Genomic DNA, 20,114 nt, shown 5'->3' with positions numbered 1-20,114 from the left:
GCATAATATTAATACTCATGTTTATTATTTATTTATTCATTCTAGAAGGTTGTTTAATATGTTAAAACAAGCTGCTCTTATTGCATTATTGGGGATGTCTGCTTCAGCAATGGCTGGTCAATGGCAGGTAAAAGTTGGTGCTTCATCTTTGGCGCCATCAAGCGATACGACACTAGCTACTGGTGTTCTTGTTGAAGCCGCTCAAGAATATGGTTTCACGCCTTCTGTTGAATATTTCTTTAAAGATAATATTTCTGCGGAACTGCTTTTAGCAACGCCGTTTAACCATGATGTAATGGTCAATGGTGTGAATTCTGCAAAGTTAAAACACTTACCACCAACAATCACTGCTAAATATCATTTTAAAAATAATACACGTTTCACTCCTTATGTTGGTGTAGGTGGTACAGCATTTATTGCTTGGGATGAAAAAGGCGTAGCTAAAGATGTTAAAGAAGACTTTGGCGTTGCTGGCCAAATTGGCTTTAACTATCAACCAGCTGATGCAAAGAACTGGGGCGTATATGCTGACGTTCGTTATGCTAAATTGAGTCCTGAAGTGACTTTAGATGATGCAACTGCTTTGGCTGTTGGTAAAACTAAATTCGATTTAGATATTGATCCGGTTGTGTATACACTGGGTTATAGCTACAAATTCTAAGAACTGAATTTGCATTGAAAGTCTCGTCATTAGACGGGGCTTTTTATTTGCCTATATGTTGATCATGTGTAATTTGAGCAGATTTGTCCTGTTTAATTTCAGCTAAGTTGTTACAGTATAAGAAAAATGTACAGATTTATTTGGGGATGAGCATGAAGCTTGTGGTGCTTTTAAGTTGTATCGGTTTTGCTTTAGTTGCAGTCAATACTCAAGCGGCCAGTTTTAATTGTGCCCGAGCAAATACCACAACAGAACATGCGATCTGTAAGCATGGGGGATTAAATGATGCTGATGTTAAAATGGCGACGACATACAGCATTGTGAAGCGTTTAGTGCCTATGGGTACACGTGGCTTGATTCAAGATGAGCAATTCAAATGGTTGGCCTTACGTGACCAATGTTTAGATAATGTCAGTTGCTTAACGGACGTGTATAAAATGCGCCAGCAAAAATTAGATTTATATTTAGAACGCGTTTATAAAAAAGGTCCATTTTAATGCTGAAAAAATCAGCAGTAGAGGATTGAAAAAAAGCAAACTTACTCCATTCATATACACAGTTAATAAAAAAATTGTTCATGAATATGAGGAGTAAGCAATGAGCGAGCAGAATACCCAAAAACACAGTTTCCAAGCAGAAGTGGCCCAACTACTGCATCTCGTAACCCATTCGTTATACTCAAATCCAGAAATTTTCCTGCGCGAATTAATTTCAAATGCTTCTGATGCATGCGATAAATTACGTTTTGAAGGTATTAACCATCCTGAATATTACGAAAATGATCCAGATTTGCATGTTCGCGTTAGCTTAGATAAAGACAATAAAACCATCACTATTTCAGATAATGGTATTGGTCTTAGCCAGCAAGAAGCCATTGATAATTTAGGGACGATTGCTAAATCTGGCACCAAAGATTTTATGTCTAAACTCACAGGTGATCAAAAGTCAGATGCTCAATTGATTGGTCAATTTGGTGTGGGTTTTTACTCAGGCTTTATTGTTGCAGAAAAAATTACGGTGGAATCACGCCGTGCAGGTGAAGAGGCAACCGACGGTGTACGCTGGATTAGCGGTGGTACGGGTGATTTTGAGGTTGAACAGATTAGTAAGGCTTCACGTGGAACAGACATTATTTTGCACTTGCGTGACGATGCGTTGGAGTATTTAGAGTCTTATAAAGTAAAGCAAATTATTAATAAATATTCTGATCATATTAGCCTACCAATTGAAATGCAAAAAGAAGTTTGGCAGGAAGAAGAATCAGCAGAAGGTGAAGCGCCAGCTGGCGGTCAATATGTAAAAACGGATGAGTGGGAAGCGATTAACTCAGCCAGTGCATTATGGACGCGCAATAAAAATGAAATTACAGATGAACAATATACAGAATTTTATAAAAATCTAAGCCACGACTACGAAGCACCATTGGCTTGGGCACATAATCGCGTAGAAGGAAATACAGAATATACGCAGTTACTGTATATCCCAAGCAAAGCGGCCAGTAATATTTTTACCCGTGAAGCAAAAGCTGGCATTAAGCTGTATGTGAAGCGTGTATTTATTTTGGATGAAGCAGATAGCCTGATTCCAAACTATTTGCGTTTTGTGCAAGGTGTGGTGGACAGTGCAGATTTGCCTTTAAATGTCAGCCGTGAGCTTTTACAAGAAAGCCGTGATGTGAAGACCATCCGTGAAGGCAATACACGACGTATTTTGACCGTCTTAGATGGTCTAGCGAAATCTGAAGATGTCCAAGATCAAGAGAAATTCAAAACCTTCTATGCTGAGTTTGGCTCAGTACTCAAAGAAGGTTTAGGTGAAGACTTTGGTAATCGTGAGCGAATTTTAAAATTATTACGTTTTGCGACATCTACAAATGATGATGTGAGCACTGCATTAACTGACTATAAAGCGCGTATGAAGGCTGGTCAAAAGGCGATTTACTATGTCACTGCAGATAGCTTAACTGCGGCAAAGAACTCACCCCAACTGGAATTGTTCAAGAAAAAAGACATTGAAGTGTTGTTGATGTCTGAGCGTGTTGATGAATGGGCGATGGAATTCGTGACAGAATTTGATGGTCTACCAATGCAAAATATTGCGAAGGGTGCAGTTGATCTAGGCGATTTACAAGATGCCGAAGAGAAAAAAGCTTTAGAACAGGCAGCTGAACAATTTAAGCCAGTGATTGAAAAACTATCTGGTTCATTAAAGGACAAAACCAAAGAAGTACGAGTGACAACACGGTTGGTTGATTCTCCGGCATGTTTAGTGACAGGTGATGGTGAGCTCTCACCGCAGTTGATTCGTATGTTGAAGCAAGCAGGTCAGGCAGTGCCAGAGAGTAAACCAATTTTAGAAATTAACCCTGAGCATCCGTTGGTGAAAAAGTTAGAGACATCAAATCAATTTGATGACTTGGCCAATGTGATTTTTGATCAGGCCGTGATTGCTGAAGGTGGTTTACCTGAAAACCCAGCGGAATACATTAAACGTATTAATAGTCTGTTATTGAAGTAATTAAGTATCACACTCAAAATATTTAGCCTCCTTTGGGAGGCTAAATATTTAGCATGATTCATTTAAAAAACTAGATTTAAAACAGCGCCTCTAAACGAACCAATGCCCCTAGAAAGTGGCTACGATCAGCACGATGATCATTCAGATAATTTAAATCACCTTGCACAAAAAACCATTCGCGTAATACAGGTTGGCGCCATGATACAAATGGGCCATAGCTATTTAGGCGTAAGTCACTGTCATTATAATAACCCCCGGTATAAAGCCCGTAGCTAAAGCTATTGCCTTTAAAAAACTGGTGTTGACGAAAACTAAAATTGTCCCAGCTTAAGTCGTCATCTTGTGCATCAGCATACGTGAGGTTGAATTGATTGGATAAAATAGGATGATGAGGCTTACTTTGGGTAAACTCTAAATTGGTACGCAGGTAGTTTTTACTATCAATACCATAACGGTAAATTTGCTCTGCACGAAAGCTAAAATCATTGTCTAATTGCCAATCTTTAGATGCCTTCAAGCGGGCATAAATATCACTTCCAGAACGTATCCCGATGTCAAAGTCGGTTGTAAAAGGGACGTGTTTAGAAAACTCTGACCAGCGTATGGCAATAGAGCCATTATCTTGACGGGTTTTTTTGTTGTCGATATTTTTATTATTTTGGCTGGCTGGGTTTTCATTGGTAATTGCCACATTATTTGCCAATTCATTGTCCAGACTATCATCACCAAAAACCACACTCACTTTTTGCTCTAGGGTGGGGAGCTTAATTTTCCCTCGAATTCGAGGACTTAGCTCATAACCATCATGTTTATTCCATGTGCTGTCTAAGATGACCCGTAGTGTTGCAGACGCTGGGTGGTTAGGGTTGGTATCGCCAAACCAATTATCAATTTTATGTGCTGTACGATCGGCCCATTCGCGAATGTTTTTTTGTTGTCGATCGGGCCATGTCGAATTTTCAGTTTCTGAAGTGGTGGGTACTGTACTCTCTTCAGATTGCTCAGGGAATACTGTTGGTGTTGCATCAATCAAGCGTGGTATTTGATATAACAATCCCTGTTCTGTGCTATCAGTCTCTGTCATTTCAGTGGGCGGATTTGCTGTATCGGCTGCAAAGCTGGACATACAGCTTAAACTCGCACTAAAAATAAATAGGCTATAAGCAAAAGGTTTTTTTATTGTTCGCATTCGACTTTATCCCTTGTACTTAATGATCATCTTTTTAGTGTGGTGAAAAAGCTGACTTAAAACAAGGCAATATACAAAAAGACAGCAATTATTCCAGCTCAGTTTGTTTGAGGGTTTGATACAGGGTCAAAACATCAATCGGTTGGGGCATCTCCAAAATAATATTGTGAATGCGTTGCCATGTGATGTCTTGTTGGCGATTGAGCAACAAGTAAGGGTAGGCAGATTCTGAATGATCAAAGGCCATTCGATTTTCGCCATGAATCACTCGGGTCTTATTCCGTTCTAAGAGCAATAAAATGGGGGTTTGACGTGTTGCAGCGGCTTCTTCAAATAGAATGAATTTTGGGGTATGCACCAAATGCGCTGGAATATAAGGATAGTAATGATCCATTGACCACAGTAAATGAGCGCGTTCCTGATAAGCACGAAATAGCAAATCGGCATCTGTAAAGTCCATGCCTAAGCTATTGAGGCTTAATTCTTTAATGGCTGCGATATGCAAATTAGCATGGCGACAATATTGATTTAATAGGCGCATGGCAGCGCTATGATTATGTGCACCAAATAGCAAAATATATTTAATAAATTTATTATCACTATCGATTTGTTCAGCCAAGGTTGCTGGCATGTTTTGCCATGTCTCAATGGCATTGGCATGCATGATCAGCGTGGCATGCTGATCAAGCTCAGGCATGCTTTCAATGTTTAAGTGTAATAAAACATCTTCAGTGGCTGTTTTGGGTGGTATGACCTGTACTGCTGCTTTGAGTTTAAATAAAGCGATTTGCTCTGGTGCGTTAAATTCCTGACTCGGTATAGTCTCCACCTCTGGCATCGGTGTGAGTTCTTCGATCAGTGCTGGTTTAAATTCGATGATAGGGTCGGGGATTAATGGCGTGTTCACACCAAATTCTGTTTGTGTAGGTACATCAGCATATAAGCTAATCTCTTCTGCTTCTGCTTCTGCTTCTGCTTCTGCTTCTGCTTCTGCTTCTGCTGTATTGGAGTCACTATTTACACTGATGGAATGATTGTCCGAGGGATCTGTCTCAGTGATAATGACTTCATCAAAACAATAAGGTGAAGTGTTTTCTGTAACAATCTCATGAGAAACAACACTATCCAATGGCAGTATTTGCTGCGCATGTAATAATGCTTCATCGGTCAATAGACCATGTTCGGTATGCTGGGTCTGCATTACTGCAAAACTCTGTTCTAGCGTTCCCCACGGGCTTTGCCATGGCTGCGTCAGCTGGGGGGTGTAAACAATCACTTTCCAGCTTGCATTGCTATGATGTAAAAGACCCCAGCCTAGCTGATGTTGTGAGCCAAATTGCTCTAATAGGGTATCTTCTTGTTCAAAATAGCCGACAAAACTCAGTGCATAAGCACTTTGTTGAGCAAACTCAATGGCAGAAACCTTAGGCTCTGAGCGGCGTTTAAATTCAGCTTGTTGCTTATGAAAAATAGGTTCATCACATAGCTTGAAAATTTGCTTAATTCTATTCTTTGATTTGGCAATTTCAAAAAAATTAAGGCTACGATTCTCTAAATGATTGAGTAAATCATGGAGTTCTTTAAGGAGCTGTGCTTTTTCTAATACATTCATACCTTCGATGCCCTTAAAAATATTTTTGTGTTTTTTCTAAATAAGCGCTCAGTACAATATTGGTGGCAAGTTCCACTAATTTATATTCTGACGAATTGGGTTCTGGGTATTTTTCTGCCATTTCCATTAAATGATCAATTTTAATAGCAAAGGGAGAAATTTTACCTTGTATCAATGCTTGTAGTTCTTGCATAACGCCGCCTGATGGACAAGACATTTATAAAAAAGAAGTTTTGATTATAGAGTGAGGTAAATGGAAACAGGAACAACAATCCGCATTTCTTTGCATGAATTTTTAAAAATATTGATCATTTTTTAATAAAAAAGTGAAATTTTAGTCATTTAGGGTAAAAAATTGTCATCATGATGCGAATGCTATGATGACAAATATGGTCATATTGAAATGTAGTTTTGCATGGAAAAAATACAAATAAAAATTTTGGATTGATGCTTACATAAAATAAAAGCAATTAAAAAACCAAGCTCCATAAAGGATGCTTGGTTTTTTAATGGAAAAATCTAGTTAAATAGATTAAGCCGCTTTTTGTGTCTCTGTTGTATCAGTAGCAGGTGCTTGAACTTCTGTTGCAGTTTCAGTTTGTACTGATTTTTTAACAGGGAAGTCAGGTACGTATACGATTTGAGCAGATACAGCAGAAGAAAGAGCTAAAACAGAAACAGCCAAAATAGATTGAAGTGCGTTCATCACAATATCCTAACAATCAAATACTCAACGATGTTGAGTAAGGAGAAAAGGTAAATCTTAAAAACATAAAAATAATAGCAAAAGTGGTATATTAAAAAATGATCGTTTCGGCAATACAAGATAAACGGCAATATAAATATACAATATAAAACATGGTGTTAGAGTTGTTGCTCTATAGTTTTTACTTCTGATTTTAGGAATAAACACAAGAACTAAAGGCTTAATTTATTGATGAAAAATACATCATTTACAGTTAAAAGCTTCATCTTATAGAGAGGGGGTTTTACTGAATTTGCTCATGCATGATGTAGCGAAACAACAGTTTCGTTGAATGTTTATATTGAGCTATTTTCAGTTGCAGAATAGGTGGGTGATTATTTGGTGCTGGTGTTAAATATGCTCATTGAAACAGGTTTAAGCTGGTGGTCTGCCATCACGCGGTCTCTTATCTAACCATTGGCGACAAATGCAGAATTTGAGGAGCTAAAAGCAAAAAAAATTCCCTACGGATAGAGAATTTTTTTTGAAATTTGAGTTCACATGAAAATGAACTTAGTTTTCAGGAGTTTCGCACTGGTCGTCATTGCATTGATTTGCATTTTTTGTTTCAGGTGGAGCAGTAGCTTTATCTAACACTTGTAAAAAGACTTCTTTCGGTTGTGCACCTGCTAAAGCAATTCTTTCATCAAATACAAAGAATGGTACACCCGTAACTTTGAGTTGCTCACGTGCAACCTCTTCATCAAATTTCACAAAGTCAGCAAATTCATCTGAATCGAGCAAATCATCAACTTCAACAGGGTTTAAGCCAATACGTGCAGCCACATCTTCAAGGGTTTCACGTTCGCCAATGGCTAGGCCTTGAGTCATATAGCTATAAAATAAAGCTTCTTTAGCTTCATTACCCAGCCCTTTGCTTTGTGCTAAATGAATCAGGCGATGGGCATTAAATGTATTGCCAGAATTGGCATTTTTCCAATTAAATTCAATGCCTTCTTCTTTAGCCATGCTGGCAATATTGCGTTGCATGTCTTCAACTTCAGCGACTGTGCGACCATATTTTTGTGCAAGGCGTTCTGAATTGGAAACTGTTTGGCGTGTTGGTGCTTCTGGGTCAAGTTGGAAGCTGTGCCAATGAATTTCTAAGTCGACACCTGCTTCTTCAGCCGCACTCTCTAAACGTTTTTTTCCAATATAGCAAAATGGACAAACCACATCTGACCAAATATCAACGCGCATAATTTTTCTCAACCAATCGTTTTTATAAATTATTGGGGCGAGCTTGAGAATTTAAAGCGCATTTGAGATGTAGCAAATAAAAAAATACATCGCATCTTTGGATGTTTTTAAAAATAAGAAATGTCCACTTAATTTATAGAGAAACTTAATTAAAAAATCAGAACAAAAAGAAAAAATATAACACTTGGTCTGAATATTCTAGATAAATGGTTAATTATTATGCTAAAAATTAAATCCTAATTAAAATGAAAAGAACCTCATCCGCTAGGGGTAATTTTTCTTTTTAGCTTTGCTAATTAATTTTTTTTTGTCATGTTGTGCCGTATTTTTAAGCACTGAATAGATAAAACTTAGCGCCCTTAATTATCAAGCTTTGGGCGCTAATTTGACGATATGAGGGAATCGCTATGATTAAACGATCTATTTTTATTGGTTTGGTTGTCGGTTTATCTTTTGAATCCATGGCGGCATATTCATTACCTACAATGATGTCATTGGATAATGATGCTTTAAGTATGGTGATTGGGCAGGGGGTGAGCAATATGTCGGCTGAAGATCCTTATGGTCTGAACTTAGATGTTATTCGCCATCAGATTCAGCAATTCTTTGCTCCAGCATCTGCTCAAACGGCTACAGAGGCCACGACCTTTGGTAAGTTGTTTCAGGTCAATGAAAAAGGGGAGCTTAGGTAATCAGCTTGCCAGTGAAATTAAATTCTATTGATACTTCTGTTTTTTTGAGTGCCAATGCCATAAAAAAAGCACCCTGAATAGGGTGCTTTTTTACATGCTAGAGATGCTTAAGCTGATTTAGCTTCTGTTGCATCTACCAACATACGGCCTTGCTCTTCAAAGTTAGAGTGCCAAGAAAGCGCTTCACGAAGAAGATGAGGTGTTTGACCGCCTTTTGCACATGCACGTGCAAAGTAATCATTCAATGCATCGCGGTACATTGGGTGTACACAGTTATCAATAATTGCACGAGCACGTTCACGAGGTGCTAAACCACGTAAGTCTGCTAGGCCTTGCTCGGTTACCAATACATCTACGTCATGACCTGTATGGTCTACGTGAGATGCCATTGGTACTACTGATGAAATGTCGCCACCTTTCGCAATTGATTTTGTTACGAAAATAGCAATGTGAGCATTACGCGCAAAGTCACCTGAACCACCAATACCGTTCATCATTTTGCTACCACATACGTGAGTTGAGTTTACGTTGCCGTAAATGTCGAACTCAAGCGCAGTGTTAATGCCGATGATGCCTAAACGACGTACAAGTTCAGGATGGTTGGAAATTTCTTGTGGACGAAGTACTAATTTGTCTTTGTACGCTTCAAGATTGTTAAATACTTTTTCGCCGTATTTTGCAGAAAGTGTAATTGATGAACCTGAAGCAAATTTCATTTTGCCAGCATCGATAAGTTCAAATGTACAGTCTTGAAGAACTTCAGAGTACATGATGAGGTCTTCGAAGTTTGAATCTTTAAGACCAGTCAATACTGCATTGGCAATTGAACCAATACCAGCTTGAAGCGGGCCTAAGTTTTTCGGTAGGCGTTCAGCAGCAACTTCTTTTTCAAAGAATGCGATGAGGTGATTGGCAATACCTTGAGTCTCATCATCTGGTGCAGTCACTGTTGATGGAGAATCATGTAATTCGTTGTTAAATACGATACCTACGATTTTTGAAGGATCAATATTAATTGCATGTGTACCAATACGCTCTTCAACATGAGTCAATGGAATTGCTTGACGTGTTGGGCGGTAAGTAGGGATGTAGATGTCGTGTAAACCTTCAAAAGCAGGGCTTAAGTTGGTGTTGATTTCGACAATTACTTTTTCAGCAAAAATCGCAAAGCTTGCAGAGTTACCTACAGACGTTGTTGGAATGATGCCACCGTCTTCAGTGATTGCAACAGCTTCAATAATAGCAACATCAGGCTTTTTTAATTGAAGGTTACGCATTTGTTCAACAGTTTCAGACAAGTGCTGATCGATGAACATCACTTCGCCTTTGTTGATTGCTTTACGTAAAGTGTTGTCTACTTGGAACGGTAAACGACGAGCAAGTACGCCTGCTTCTGTTAATTTTTTATCTAAGTCATTGCCTAGAGATGCACCCGTGATTAAAGTAATTTTTAACGGGTTCGCATGCGCTTGTTCAACCAAGGCCAAAGGCACTGCTTTTGCTTCACCAGCACGGGTAAAGCCACTCATACCTACAGTCATGCCATCTTTAATAAATTCAGCAGCTTTTGCCGCGCTGATGACTTTATCGTGAAGTGACGCTAAACGGATGCGATCTAAAGACATCTTTTACTCTCATTAAAATCTCAAAACTGATACGGATTGTACCGATCAAAAAAGCCATTTTGCATACCTGTTAGGCTAAGGTCTAATTTTTTGAAAAAATGCGGGTATAAGAATTATTTATGGTTTTTATCTTTATGATTTTTAAAACTAAAAAAATAGTTGTTTAAGTAGTATACAAAACTGTTTGTTGTATTTTTGAACGCTTGTTAAAAGCGTTCAGTAAAACTTTGTTTAATTTTTTCCAATGGACTGATGTTTAAAACTTCATCATTTTCTAGCTTTTTGAGCGGTAAGGAAATGATCGCTTCTAGTCCGCCTTCGGGCCGATTATGAATTGAAAGTTGTCCAGAGTGAATATCGACAATTCGTTTTACAATGGCCAAACCTAATCCACTACCTTGTATTGTGCGGGCATCATTACCGCGGACAAAGGGTTGCATGAGGTCTTCAATTTGATCATCTGGAATCCCTTCGCCATGATCAGCCACACTGATCAGGATATGGTCACCTTCATATCTGGTTGCAAGTTCAATTGGTTCTGCACCATAACGCTTGGAGTTGTTGATTAAATTACCAATGAGGCGTTTGAGTGAAAGGCTACGGGCTTGAATAACGGGAAGGTCTTGTGCATCGAAACGAATATCGAGTGGCTTAAACTGGATGACGAGCTCTTGTAGCAACATATTAATATCGGTGTCTTGAGGTTCTTCATCAGAACCATCACGCATATAAGAAATGAACTGATTTAAAATGGCATCCATATCTTCGACATCATAAATCAAGCCCTCTTTTAAAAAATCATCATCTGGCATCATTTCTGCACTGAGCCGAATGCGCGTGAGCGGTGTACGCAGGTCGTGTGAAATCCCTGCCAACATAATGCGACGGTCACGTTCTGTTTGGTCTAAGGTATAGATCATGTGGTTGAATGCTTGGTTCACTTCACGGATTTCTTGTGGTCCATGATTGGTTTCTAAATAGGGCGCACTCCCTGTTTTACTATAACTATTGGCTGCGTGTTGTAAGCGTGCAAGCGGACGGTTGAGCTGACGCACCAAGGTTAAAATAATAACTGCAGCAATAAGTGGAATACCGAGTAGCCAGCCTAAAATAAGTTCAGGGCTATAGTTGGCGTAGGTTTTGAGTGGCTCACGCACCCAATTGCCATTCATTTCTGGGGTTTGAATCCATATACGTGGGTCTGGTTTAAATTGAAAATAAACCGTGGCATTGTCAATGCGCATTTCCTTTGCCAATTTTTGTTCAATTTGATTGGTAAAGAATTCAGCGATGACTTTATCTTTAACGTTTGGAAATTCTTTTTTATCGGTAATGTATTCGATCCCGACTCGATTTTTTAGCCAATTATCCACATCAACTTCGGCATTGTTGTGAAAAATACGTAATTGTGGATTGTTGATAATTTCTAGCTCAACAGCCAAATAGCGTGCATGTTGTTGAATTTCTGGTAAATACAAAGTGCGCCAAAAGAACCACAGCGACATAAATAAACTGAAAAATACGATAAATAAGACTAAAACCGTGGTGCGCATAGCTGCAGACCGGGGTTTGATTTTATCTAGGAAGCGTTCCCAAGGTGTCCGTTTTTTTTCGGAGTAGGTAACGTAGTCGGTAAACTCCTGTGGGTCGATGGGTTCGAGTTTCACGCAGAAATCCTTTAAGCAAATTTTTTGAAATGCAGTTTTTGTTCTTTGTGATGGAATCTTACTGCTGGAACGTTCTTTGGAAGGAGTTCGTTATGTTACTTTTTAAAAAAGTAACCAAAATTTTTGCCATTCGCTGAACTCGCGCACTTTAGTTTTATAAATTCAATTTCAAGCGGCTCAAACAGCAGCGAATGGCATTTCCGGACATGAGAGCCAGTGATTTGACTCTTATGCCAATTTTTTATTCCGCGCCATCTGGAACGAAAACATAACCTACGCCCCAAACCGTTTGGATATAGCGTGCACGGGCTGGGTTTTCTTCCACTAAACGGCGCAGGCGCGATACCTGAACATCAATCGAGCGTTCCATTGCGCCCCATTCACGACCACGTGCTAAATTCATTAATTTGTCACGGGTCAGCGGTTCACGTGGATGCTGTACCAAAGCTTTTAATACAGCAAATTCGCCAGTGGTGAGCGTTACAACTTGTCCTTCACGGGTGAGGGTGCGTGTTGAAAGATCGAGTGACCATGGGCCAAATGAAACTACTTCCATTTGCTGGCTTGGTGCACCAGGTACTTCGCGTACTTGGCGACGTAATACAGCACGAATACGGGCTAAAAGCTCATTTGGATTAAATGGTTTTGGCAAATAGTCATCTGCACCAGCTTCTAATCCAGCAATACGATCTGAGTCACTACCACGTGCAGTCAGCATAATAATGGGCGTATCGATGCTAGATTGACGTAAACGACGGCAAATACTTAAACCATCTTCTACAGGTAGCATGAAGTCCAGCACAATGAGGGAGAACAGTTCGCGCTGAAGGAGTCGATCCATTTGAGTTGCGTCGTGTGCAGTTTTTACAACAAAGCCTTTATCTTCCAAAAAGCGCTGTAAAAGCGTACGTAAACGCACATCATCATCGACAACGAGGATGCGTTCAACGCGGTCAGTTTCGGTTTGTACGGCATCTGTTTTTTCAGCAGGTACAACTAAACTCATGATGTGCTCCTTTATTCTTTATTGTCATCGTAAACAAAAGTAGGTATGCCTTGAGTATACGATTCATTCATATCTATTTACTATGTTCTAAAGCAACAAATATTGCAGTTAAAATCAAGACATAGATACTAAATATATACAGGGATTGGCGAAAAGTATGTTGAGCCGATCTTTGTTAAAACAATGTTTATAGAGGACTTTAAGCACATTTTATGAATTTGCAGTGAATCGGTTGCAAAATCGCTGTGTAAATTATTAAAAACAATTGTGGATTTTATGCACTTGGTCTTTATAATCATGGCTTTTAGTACTTATCCTTGTGGAATCATACACGATGACTGACTTAGTTCAGCAGTTGGCAAAAGAACTTGCCGTACGTCCAAATCAAGTTGAAGCTGCCATCAAGCTTATCGACGAAGGTGCCAGTGTTCCATTTATTGCACGTTACCGTAAAGAAGTAACGCAGGGCTTAGACGATACGCAGTTACGCCAGCTCGATACGCGTCTCGCGTACTTGCGTGATTTATATGAGCGCCGTGAAAAAGTCATTGAATCACTGAAAGAACAAGACAAATTATCAGAAGACTTATTGGCACGCGTTATTGCAGCCGAAACCAAAAATGCATTAGAAGAAATTTATGCGCCGTACCGCCCTAAACGTACGAGTAAATCTTTTAAAGCCAAAGAAGCTGGTTTAGGTCCAATTGCAGAGAAAATTTTTACAGATGCAATTGATCCAGTAGAGGCGCTTAATGGATTTAGTCATGAAGATTATCCAGACACTGAAAGTCAATTAGATGCGATTCAGCATATTTTAATTGATGAGTGGGCACAAAATATTGCTTTAACCACTACGCTAAAAGATACATTTGCAAAAACTGCAGTATTGAAAAGCCTTGTGGCGAGTGATGAGAAAAAAGAAGTGGGCAAAAAGTTCCGCGACTATTTTGATTTTTCAGAGAATCTGAACAAAGTTCCATCACACCGCTTACTGGCAATGCTTCGTGGCCGTCAAGAAAATGTCTTGGGCTTAAAGGTAGATGGTGAAGATACAGCACCATTAGCACGCATCGAAACTGAATATGATTTAGAGACGATTCAGCCACAAAGCCGTCAGGACTATTTAAAGCAAACAGCAAAATTGTTTTGGTTAGGCAAGGTGCGTCCTGCCATCGAACATTCATTGTTGACTGAAAAGCGTTTAGCTGCTGAAGCTGAAGCAATGAACGTATTTGCTGAAAATCTACGTCACTTGTTGTTGTCTGCTCCTGCAGGTGCGCGTACAACACTGGGCGTGGACCCTGGCATCCGTACGGGCGTTAAATTGGCAGTAGTGAATGCATCTGGCGATGTACTTGCACATAGCACAATTTACCCATTTGCACCTAAAGACGATAAAGCAGGCTCAATTGCTGAACTTGCACGTTTATGCCGTGAGTTTAATGTTGATCTGATTGCGATTGGCAATGGTACAGCAAGCCGTGAAACAGAAGCGGTTGTAGCGGAAATGATGGCTGCCAACAGCGACCTGAAATTGACACGTGTATCTGTATCTGAAGCAGGCGCATCGGTATATTCAGCATCAGAATTGGCATCTGCTGAATTACCAGAATTAGACGTATCTATTCGTGGTGCGGTTTCAATCGCACGTCGTTTACAAGACCCGCTTGCTGAGCTAGTGAAAATTGATCCAAAATCTATTGGTGTAGGTCAATATCAACATGACGTGAACCAAACGGGTTTGGCAAAAACACTTGAAGCTGTGGTTGAAGACTGTGTGAACTCTGTTGGTGTAGATGTAAATACTGCCTCTGCTGCAATTTTGGGTTATATCGCTGGTTTGAATAAATCAATTGCACAGCAAATTGTAGATTTCCGTAAAGAAAACGGCCGTTTTGATAACCGTCAAAACTTGAAGAAAGTACCACGTTTAGGCGAGCGTACTTTTGAACAAGCAGCAGGTTTCTTACGTATTCAAGATGGTACAGAACCATTAGATGCGTCGGCAGTTCATCCAGAATCTTATGCATTGGTTGCTAAAATTGTAGGTGCGAAAGCAACGACAGTAAAAGATATCATTGGCAATACTGAAATTATTCGCCAAGTGAATGCTGAAGAATTTGCAGATGACACATTCGGTTTACCAACGATTAAAGATGTGTTGGCTGAATTGGAAAAACCAGGCCGTGACCCGCGTCCTGAGTTCCGTACAGCGCAATTCCGTGATGACATTACTGAAGTTGCTCAACTAACTGAAGGCTTACAGCTTGAAGGTGTGGTGACCAATGTAACGAACTTTGGTGCATTTGTTGATGTGGGCGTACATCAGGATGGTTTGGTACATATTTCTGAATTAGCCAATAGTTTCGTGTCAGATCCACATAAAGTGGTGAAACCAGGTCAAATTGTACAAGTACGTGTACTTAATGTGGATGTTGAACGTAACCGTGTGAATTTATCGATGCGTCCAGAAGGTTCAGAAGCGCCTGCGAAAGCACCGCGCCAACCACGCCGTGATAATGATCAGCCACGTGGTGAACGCAAGCCTCAAGGCAAACGTCCGCAGAATGCACGTCCACAAGGCGATCGCCCACAAGCGAAGAAACCACACACTCAAAAACCACAAGAGCAAAAAATTGGTGGTTTAGGCGCATTGTTATTACAAGCAGGTGTGAAAGGTTCTAAGTAATCTTTTCACCGCAATAAAAAAACCTCCCAGTTGGGAGGTTTTTTTATCGTAAAAATTAGCCATTGATGATGGGCACAATCCAACCACATACAATCAGCATGATGCCTAAATGTCCGAGTTTTCGGGTGATGCTCACCAGCTTAGTCGGTGGTTGTTCCAGCTGCTTCGCATATTCTTCCATGCTGATCCCTTTCTTGGATTTGCTGGTATATAAGAACACGGCCAAATCAATACAAATTAAAATGGTCCCAATATCTGAAACGAGTTCCATTAAATCAAAGTCTTGTGTATATAGCGACAACGCAACGCCGTACACAAGATAAATGCCAAAGGCTAAACACAGATATTGCAGGGCCCATAAAAACTTCTGCATAATTTTCAACATATCAATAGATCAGGGGGATTATACAAATAATTTGTAGAATGCCCAAAACTACAGGTCTTGTAAGACATCGGCGAAACTTTGGCTCTCAATTAGGGCTAAAAACTCATCGCCTAAACGCTGACTTTCAGCTACAGATTGTTTCCACATTTTAATCCGCTGCTCGGGGTCTAAACCTTTTAAAACAAAGTCTTTACGATCGGGCAGGCGACCCAAGGGCAATGAATCTAGATAGCTTTGTGAAGGCGAAATCAACAGCGTGCGTGCCTGATTGACGGGATTGGCTTGGCGTGATTTAAACATTTTATCAAACCAGCCAGGAATAATACTGTCACTGAAATGAGGGTAGAGCACAATACCTTGGCTTTCAAATGCCAAGTCAAGATGATAGTCAATCAGGCCACCATCTCGATAGACACCTAATGGCGCATCTTGAATATTTTTAACTGCAGGTGTGACTCCGGGAATAGAACCAGAAGCCATGAGCCAATCCGCCACATTATGTGCATTGAAGTTGAGATAATGGGTTTTAAAGGCGTCATCTGGCATTTTAAATTGAGGAAACTGAGAAGGCTGACAAATCACACGTTGCATAAATTTGCTTAAATGATCGCGTGAAATAGCATTTGCACCCACAATACCGGCCAAGCTACCATACAGTGCAAGACGCTGATCACTTTGAAATAAATGAGAGGCTTTGGCTGCAATAATGGTGAGATGATAGTCGGGATGCTGAACCAGTTTTTCAGTTTGCTGACCAATGATGCCATGAAGCATATCTCTAGAAATTTTTTCAATTTCTGCAATGCGCATTTTTTTATGAAAAGGCAAATGAATATAAAGTTCGGCCAATTGTTCAGGCCCAGCAATTTCACCCTGAGCCAAAATTCCAGCAAAGCGCCATGCCCCTACTGATGAACCAATTAAAAAGCGACGCTGTTTGGCACGTGGTAGAAAATCACCAAAAATGGCTTGGTCGAGACCCATTAAGCCAATGCCTTTCGGTCCCCCTGCAGCCCCAGGAATCATATCGATTTGGGCCGCATTTAATCCGTCTTTTTCAATTAACTGACGTGCAATACGCCCAGCCCGAAGCGAAAGTGCGGGCGCAGACTTTTTTAATATTTGGATCATAAATAGGCTATGAATATGAAAAATGGCAGTTCGAGCATAACAAAACAGCCAGTAAATTGCTTGTGTTGATCAAGGGTGTCTTTAACTTAAAATAAAAAATCGCAAGGGATTAAGTTGCGATTTTTTATGGTAAGTAAACTGTTTAAGTGTTTAGAACATGCGAGCTTGTAGGCCTATAGAGGCAAGGCCATAGCGTTTTTCTAAGCGAGAAGCGGTTACCCCGTTGTAAACGAAAGGGATATAACCGACAAAGTTGTTTTGGTAGATTTCACCTTGAACAAAGCCGGTGATTGTTGGTGAAAAATCGTAGCTAAATTTCATGCCAAGCGTGTGGTTGTCTTTGATTGCGCTATTACCAAACTGATTGACGCGATCGTCGATATTCTTACGCCATAAGCGTTGATAGTGATATGCAATTTGGCTTTCAAATTGTTGATAACGCCAATTCCACGATGCGCCTAAATTAGTGAAATAGCTGTCGTAATTTAAGTCTTTATCGATCTCAAGGCCAAACTCATTAGCATTGCCGCTAATTGCCAAATCAGTCAGAGTAATTGAACCACTTTTACACGGCTGTGCTAAGTTGCCTGTATATTGATTACTACTATTAATGTTTACATTCATCAAGCAACCTTGTTGCATGGCTTGAATTTGGAGCTGACTCACTTCTACTTTACTGTAACCCACACTAACGAAAGCATTTAGCTGATTCATTGGATCAAGTTTGCGTGAGAAAATACCATCGAGTTGCAGTTGAAGATCTTGTGGGTCTTCAACTTTTACATTTTGAAATGTACGTTGATTAACTTTTGTTGGGGTGGATTTGGTTAAGGTGTTTGCAGTATTTCCCCAAAGACTTGCACGGAAGGTGAGTGCATCATTCTTATTTAAATTTAATGCTGGGGTATAGCGCGCTGCAATTAAACCACTGTCAATTTTATTGGTGTCTTGGCTGTAGTCAATTTCTCGATGCCAATAGGTACCTTCAACTGACCATTGTGGGTTAATCTGGTAGTTTGCCCCAAGATGAAAACCTTGGTAATCACCCGTAGATTTGTCCGTAATACCTTCGCTTTGTCGCATGTCTAGAAAATCGATGGTGTCATTGACAGCATCAATAGCAAAGGTCATTTGCAATGCTGCATTATGTTTTGCATTAAAGTCTTTTGCAGTTAAGAAAGGGTCATTGGGTGCTGCGATTAGTTGTGTGCTAATCACCAAGCAAGAGTAGGAAATAAGAAGTTTAAAATGCATAATTCTGGGTCACTCTAAAACGTAAGCAATGAAAAAAGCCAGTTCGAAAACTGGCTTTTTAGTTTTTGAATTAATTTAGTTTGAAATATGCAGTTATCGAAGGTGCGCTAAAGTTTTCGCCATTAAAGTTGGCTTGGCTTGTTGGCAGATTTAAATCAGCATCTATTACATAAGAGATTGGTAGGACGTATGCTGTTGCGTTAATTGCATCACCTGTAGCCAATTCTGAATAATACTGATTGTAGTAGCCTTTCAATGTAGCATTGCTGTCAATTAGAGCTTGTAGTGAAATAGCACCATTGCTTGAGCTTACTTTAATATCTTGATCAATCGTGAAAGTTGCATTTTTCAAGCTATTAATGGTCGACGAAATTGTGATTTTCGCACCAGCTGGAATGATGGCTTTTTCTAGGTTGCCCGTATTATCAAAAGTTGCTTGAATACTATTTACGGTGACATTTAAATCTTTTTGAGCAGTACCACGAATTCCATGTAATGCAAAAGCAAGCTTAATCGTGTCTTTTAATGATGTTGTTGCATTTTTCATTTTAAATGAAACATTTAAGTTGCTTGTTAATTGACTTAGGCCAATTGCTAATGGTGCTGTTGCTGAACCTTTAATCTGAGTTAAATCGTAGTTTGCAAGTTTGAAGTCACTATAAACTGGAGTAAGTAACTCTGCTTGCAGTTGATCTTGAATGCCACCTTCATTATTTTGTAGTTTTTGTTGTAAGGCTTCAGCGGTTAAATTGCCACCTGTGGTAACAACCGTATTTAATGCATCTGCAACAGTGCTTACACTATGGCTTATTTGATCTAAAACGCTGTTATCAATCACAATAGTATTGTCATTGATGGCTGTTGTTGCATCTGCTTTAACAGTAGTTAATAGGTTCTGCAGTACTGTGGTATCTAATTTGGTTGTTCCGTCAGTAAATAGTTTTCCAGCTGATAATTGTTTTACCAATGCACCAAATGCAAGTTCAGTTGCTTTGCTTGCATCTAGAGCCACAGAACCATCTGATTTACTAATGCTTTGTAAGCTATCTTCAATTTGGTTAGCAAGTTGCTGAATAACGAAAATCGTTGCCATGTCTTTAGCACTTGCATCTTTAACAGGATCAAAGCCTGCAAGGTTAAAATTAGATGCTTTAAGCTTAGCAAGTGTTTCAGCAGAAAGGCCTAAATTAGTTAACAATGATTCAATGCCTGCTGAGCCAGCATACACTTGTAAGGTGGTTAATGGGCTTACAACAACTGCTGCGCTATTGAAGTTTTGCAGATCAGTTTTTTGAATTTTTAGTGTACCAGTGAAGCTTAATCCAGTGGCAATATCAGTACCGCCAGTCACAGTCATGGCTGAACTTTGGCATTTTTCAGTGGTTTTAAATGTAAATTCACCTTTATCTCCTGTTTTTTCAACAAGAGGGAGGCCATTGCTATCCAGACAGTCAGTTAAAGTGACTGTTGCATTTTTTAAATAGAAATCGACAGCTTGACCAGAAACTGTTTTAGATGCGAAAGGAGGTGTTGTGCTACCTTCATCACTTCCACCCCCACCGCCACATGCAGTTAATAGTGAAGTTAAAGCAATTGATAAGACAGACAGTTTTAATGTTTTATGCTTCATTATTTTGAATCTCGAAGTGAAGGGTTACGTGATGTAACTTATATCAAATAAAAAAACAAAAAATATACAAAAAGTAATAATCATGAGAAAGATAAAATAATATTGAGTTAT

General features: G+C 39.6%; 17 protein-coding genes. 5 read left to right on the top strand and 12 right to left on the bottom strand.

The features are described 5' to 3' along the window. Nucleotides 1–58 precede the first annotated feature (58 nt). The 3 genes from HYG93_RS12495 (at nt 59) to htpG (ending at nt 3,178) form a co-directional block, all read left to right on the top strand. Nucleotides 59–661: an OmpW family protein gene (locus HYG93_RS12495; RefSeq protein WP_106985561.1), complete on the top strand. Its 603-nt coding sequence runs from the start codon at nt 59–61 to the stop codon at nt 659–661. A 152-nt stretch (nt 662–813) separates the two neighbouring features. Beyond that, complete coding sequence (locus tag HYG93_RS12490; RefSeq protein WP_106985560.1) at nt 814–1,158, top strand: lysozyme inhibitor LprI family protein; 345 nt, start codon at nt 814–816, stop codon at nt 1,156–1,158. Between the two features lie 100 nt (nt 1,159–1,258). Further along, nucleotides 1,259–3,178: a molecular chaperone HtpG gene (htpG, locus tag HYG93_RS12485; RefSeq protein ID WP_106985559.1), complete on the top strand. Its 1,920-nt coding sequence runs from the start codon at nt 1,259–1,261 to the stop codon at nt 3,176–3,178. 76 nt (nt 3,179–3,254) lie between these two features. On the opposite strand, the gene HYG93_RS12480 is transcribed toward htpG, so the two are convergent. The 5 genes from HYG93_RS12480 to HYG93_RS12460 all read right to left on the bottom strand — a co-directional run bounded on the left by HYG93_RS12480 (nt 3,255) and on the right by HYG93_RS12460 (nt 7,924). Next, nucleotides 3,255–4,367, bottom strand: a complete 1,113-nt coding sequence (locus tag HYG93_RS12480; protein WP_106985558.1) for a hypothetical protein — start codon at nt 4,365–4,367, stop codon at nt 3,255–3,257. 88 nt (nt 4,368–4,455) lie between these two features. Beyond that, nucleotides 4,456–5,979, bottom strand: a complete 1,524-nt coding sequence (locus HYG93_RS12475; RefSeq protein ID WP_178962522.1) for a hypothetical protein — start codon at nt 5,977–5,979, stop codon at nt 4,456–4,458. A 13-nt stretch (nt 5,980–5,992) separates the two neighbouring features. Beyond that, nucleotides 5,993–6,172, bottom strand: coding sequence for a hypothetical protein (locus tag HYG93_RS12470; RefSeq protein WP_106985554.1), 180 nt, complete (start codon nt 6,170–6,172; stop codon nt 5,993–5,995). Nucleotides 6,173–6,511: 339 nt separating this feature from the next. Next, the gene (locus HYG93_RS12465) at nt 6,512–6,685 is read right to left on the bottom strand and encodes a hypothetical protein (protein WP_167514215.1); all 174 of its coding nucleotides are present in this window, start codon (nt 6,683–6,685) and stop codon (nt 6,512–6,514) included. 552 nt (nt 6,686–7,237) lie between these two features. Beyond that, on the bottom strand, nt 7,238–7,924 hold the full coding sequence (locus HYG93_RS12460; protein WP_106985553.1) for a DsbA family oxidoreductase: 687 nt from the start codon (nt 7,922–7,924) through the stop codon (nt 7,238–7,240). A gap of 407 nt (nt 7,925–8,331) precedes the next feature. Between HYG93_RS12460 and HYG93_RS12455 the strand changes: the two genes are divergently transcribed. Next, nucleotides 8,332–8,616 carry a hypothetical protein gene (locus HYG93_RS12455; RefSeq protein WP_106985552.1) on the top strand — a complete coding sequence of 95 codons (285 nt, stop codon included), beginning with the start codon at nt 8,332–8,334 and terminating at the stop codon, nt 8,614–8,616. A gap of 107 nt (nt 8,617–8,723) precedes the next feature. On the opposite strand, the gene HYG93_RS12450 is transcribed toward HYG93_RS12455, so the two are convergent. The 3 genes from HYG93_RS12450 to ompR all read right to left on the bottom strand — a co-directional run bounded on the left by HYG93_RS12450 (nt 8,724) and on the right by ompR (nt 12,914). Continuing rightward, nucleotides 8,724–10,241 carry an acetyl-CoA hydrolase/transferase family protein gene (locus HYG93_RS12450; RefSeq protein WP_106985551.1) on the bottom strand — a complete coding sequence of 506 codons (1,518 nt, stop codon included), beginning with the start codon at nt 10,239–10,241 and terminating at the stop codon, nt 8,724–8,726. Between the two features lie 206 nt (nt 10,242–10,447). Further along, complete coding sequence (locus HYG93_RS12445) at nt 10,448–11,908, bottom strand: ATP-binding protein (RefSeq protein ID WP_178962521.1); 1,461 nt, start codon at nt 11,906–11,908, stop codon at nt 10,448–10,450. Nucleotides 11,909–12,149: 241 nt separating this feature from the next. Beyond that, nucleotides 12,150–12,914, bottom strand: coding sequence for a two-component system response regulator OmpR (gene ompR, locus HYG93_RS12440; protein WP_106985549.1), 765 nt, complete (start codon nt 12,912–12,914; stop codon nt 12,150–12,152). Nucleotides 12,915–13,248: 334 nt separating this feature from the next. On the opposite strand from ompR, the gene HYG93_RS12435 reads away from it, so the two are divergent. Continuing rightward, nucleotides 13,249–15,603 carry a Tex family protein gene (locus HYG93_RS12435; RefSeq protein ID WP_120364932.1) on the top strand — a complete coding sequence of 785 codons (2,355 nt, stop codon included), beginning with the start codon at nt 13,249–13,251 and terminating at the stop codon, nt 15,601–15,603. 55 nt (nt 15,604–15,658) lie between these two features. Here the strand turns inward: HYG93_RS12435 and HYG93_RS12430 are convergent, their stop codons facing one another. The 4 genes from HYG93_RS12430 to HYG93_RS12415 form a co-directional block, all read right to left on the bottom strand. Further along, nucleotides 15,659–15,976, bottom strand: coding sequence for a hypothetical protein (locus tag HYG93_RS12430; protein ID WP_178962520.1), 318 nt, complete (start codon nt 15,974–15,976; stop codon nt 15,659–15,661). A 60-nt stretch (nt 15,977–16,036) separates the two neighbouring features. Then, a complete protein-coding gene (locus HYG93_RS12425; RefSeq protein WP_121594414.1) occupies nt 16,037–17,119 on the bottom strand; it encodes a patatin-like phospholipase family protein in 1,083 nt (360 codons plus the stop codon). A gap of 150 nt (nt 17,120–17,269) precedes the next feature. Continuing rightward, the gene (locus tag HYG93_RS12420) at nt 17,270–18,373 is read right to left on the bottom strand and encodes a hypothetical protein (protein WP_178962519.1); all 1,104 of its coding nucleotides are present in this window, start codon (nt 18,371–18,373) and stop codon (nt 17,270–17,272) included. A 70-nt stretch (nt 18,374–18,443) separates the two neighbouring features. Beyond that, nucleotides 18,444–20,003: a hypothetical protein gene (locus tag HYG93_RS12415; protein ID WP_218646826.1), complete on the bottom strand. Its 1,560-nt coding sequence runs from the start codon at nt 20,001–20,003 to the stop codon at nt 18,444–18,446. Nucleotides 20,004–20,114: the final 111 nt, after the last annotated feature.

Source organism: Acinetobacter sp. SwsAc6 (assembly GCF_013391565.1).
In the GTDB taxonomy this organism is placed as follows: Bacteria; Pseudomonadota; Gammaproteobacteria; order Pseudomonadales; family Moraxellaceae; genus Acinetobacter; species Acinetobacter cumulans.
Note: the sequence above shows the minus strand (reverse complement) of the source record. Positions and strands in the feature narration are given on the sequence as shown.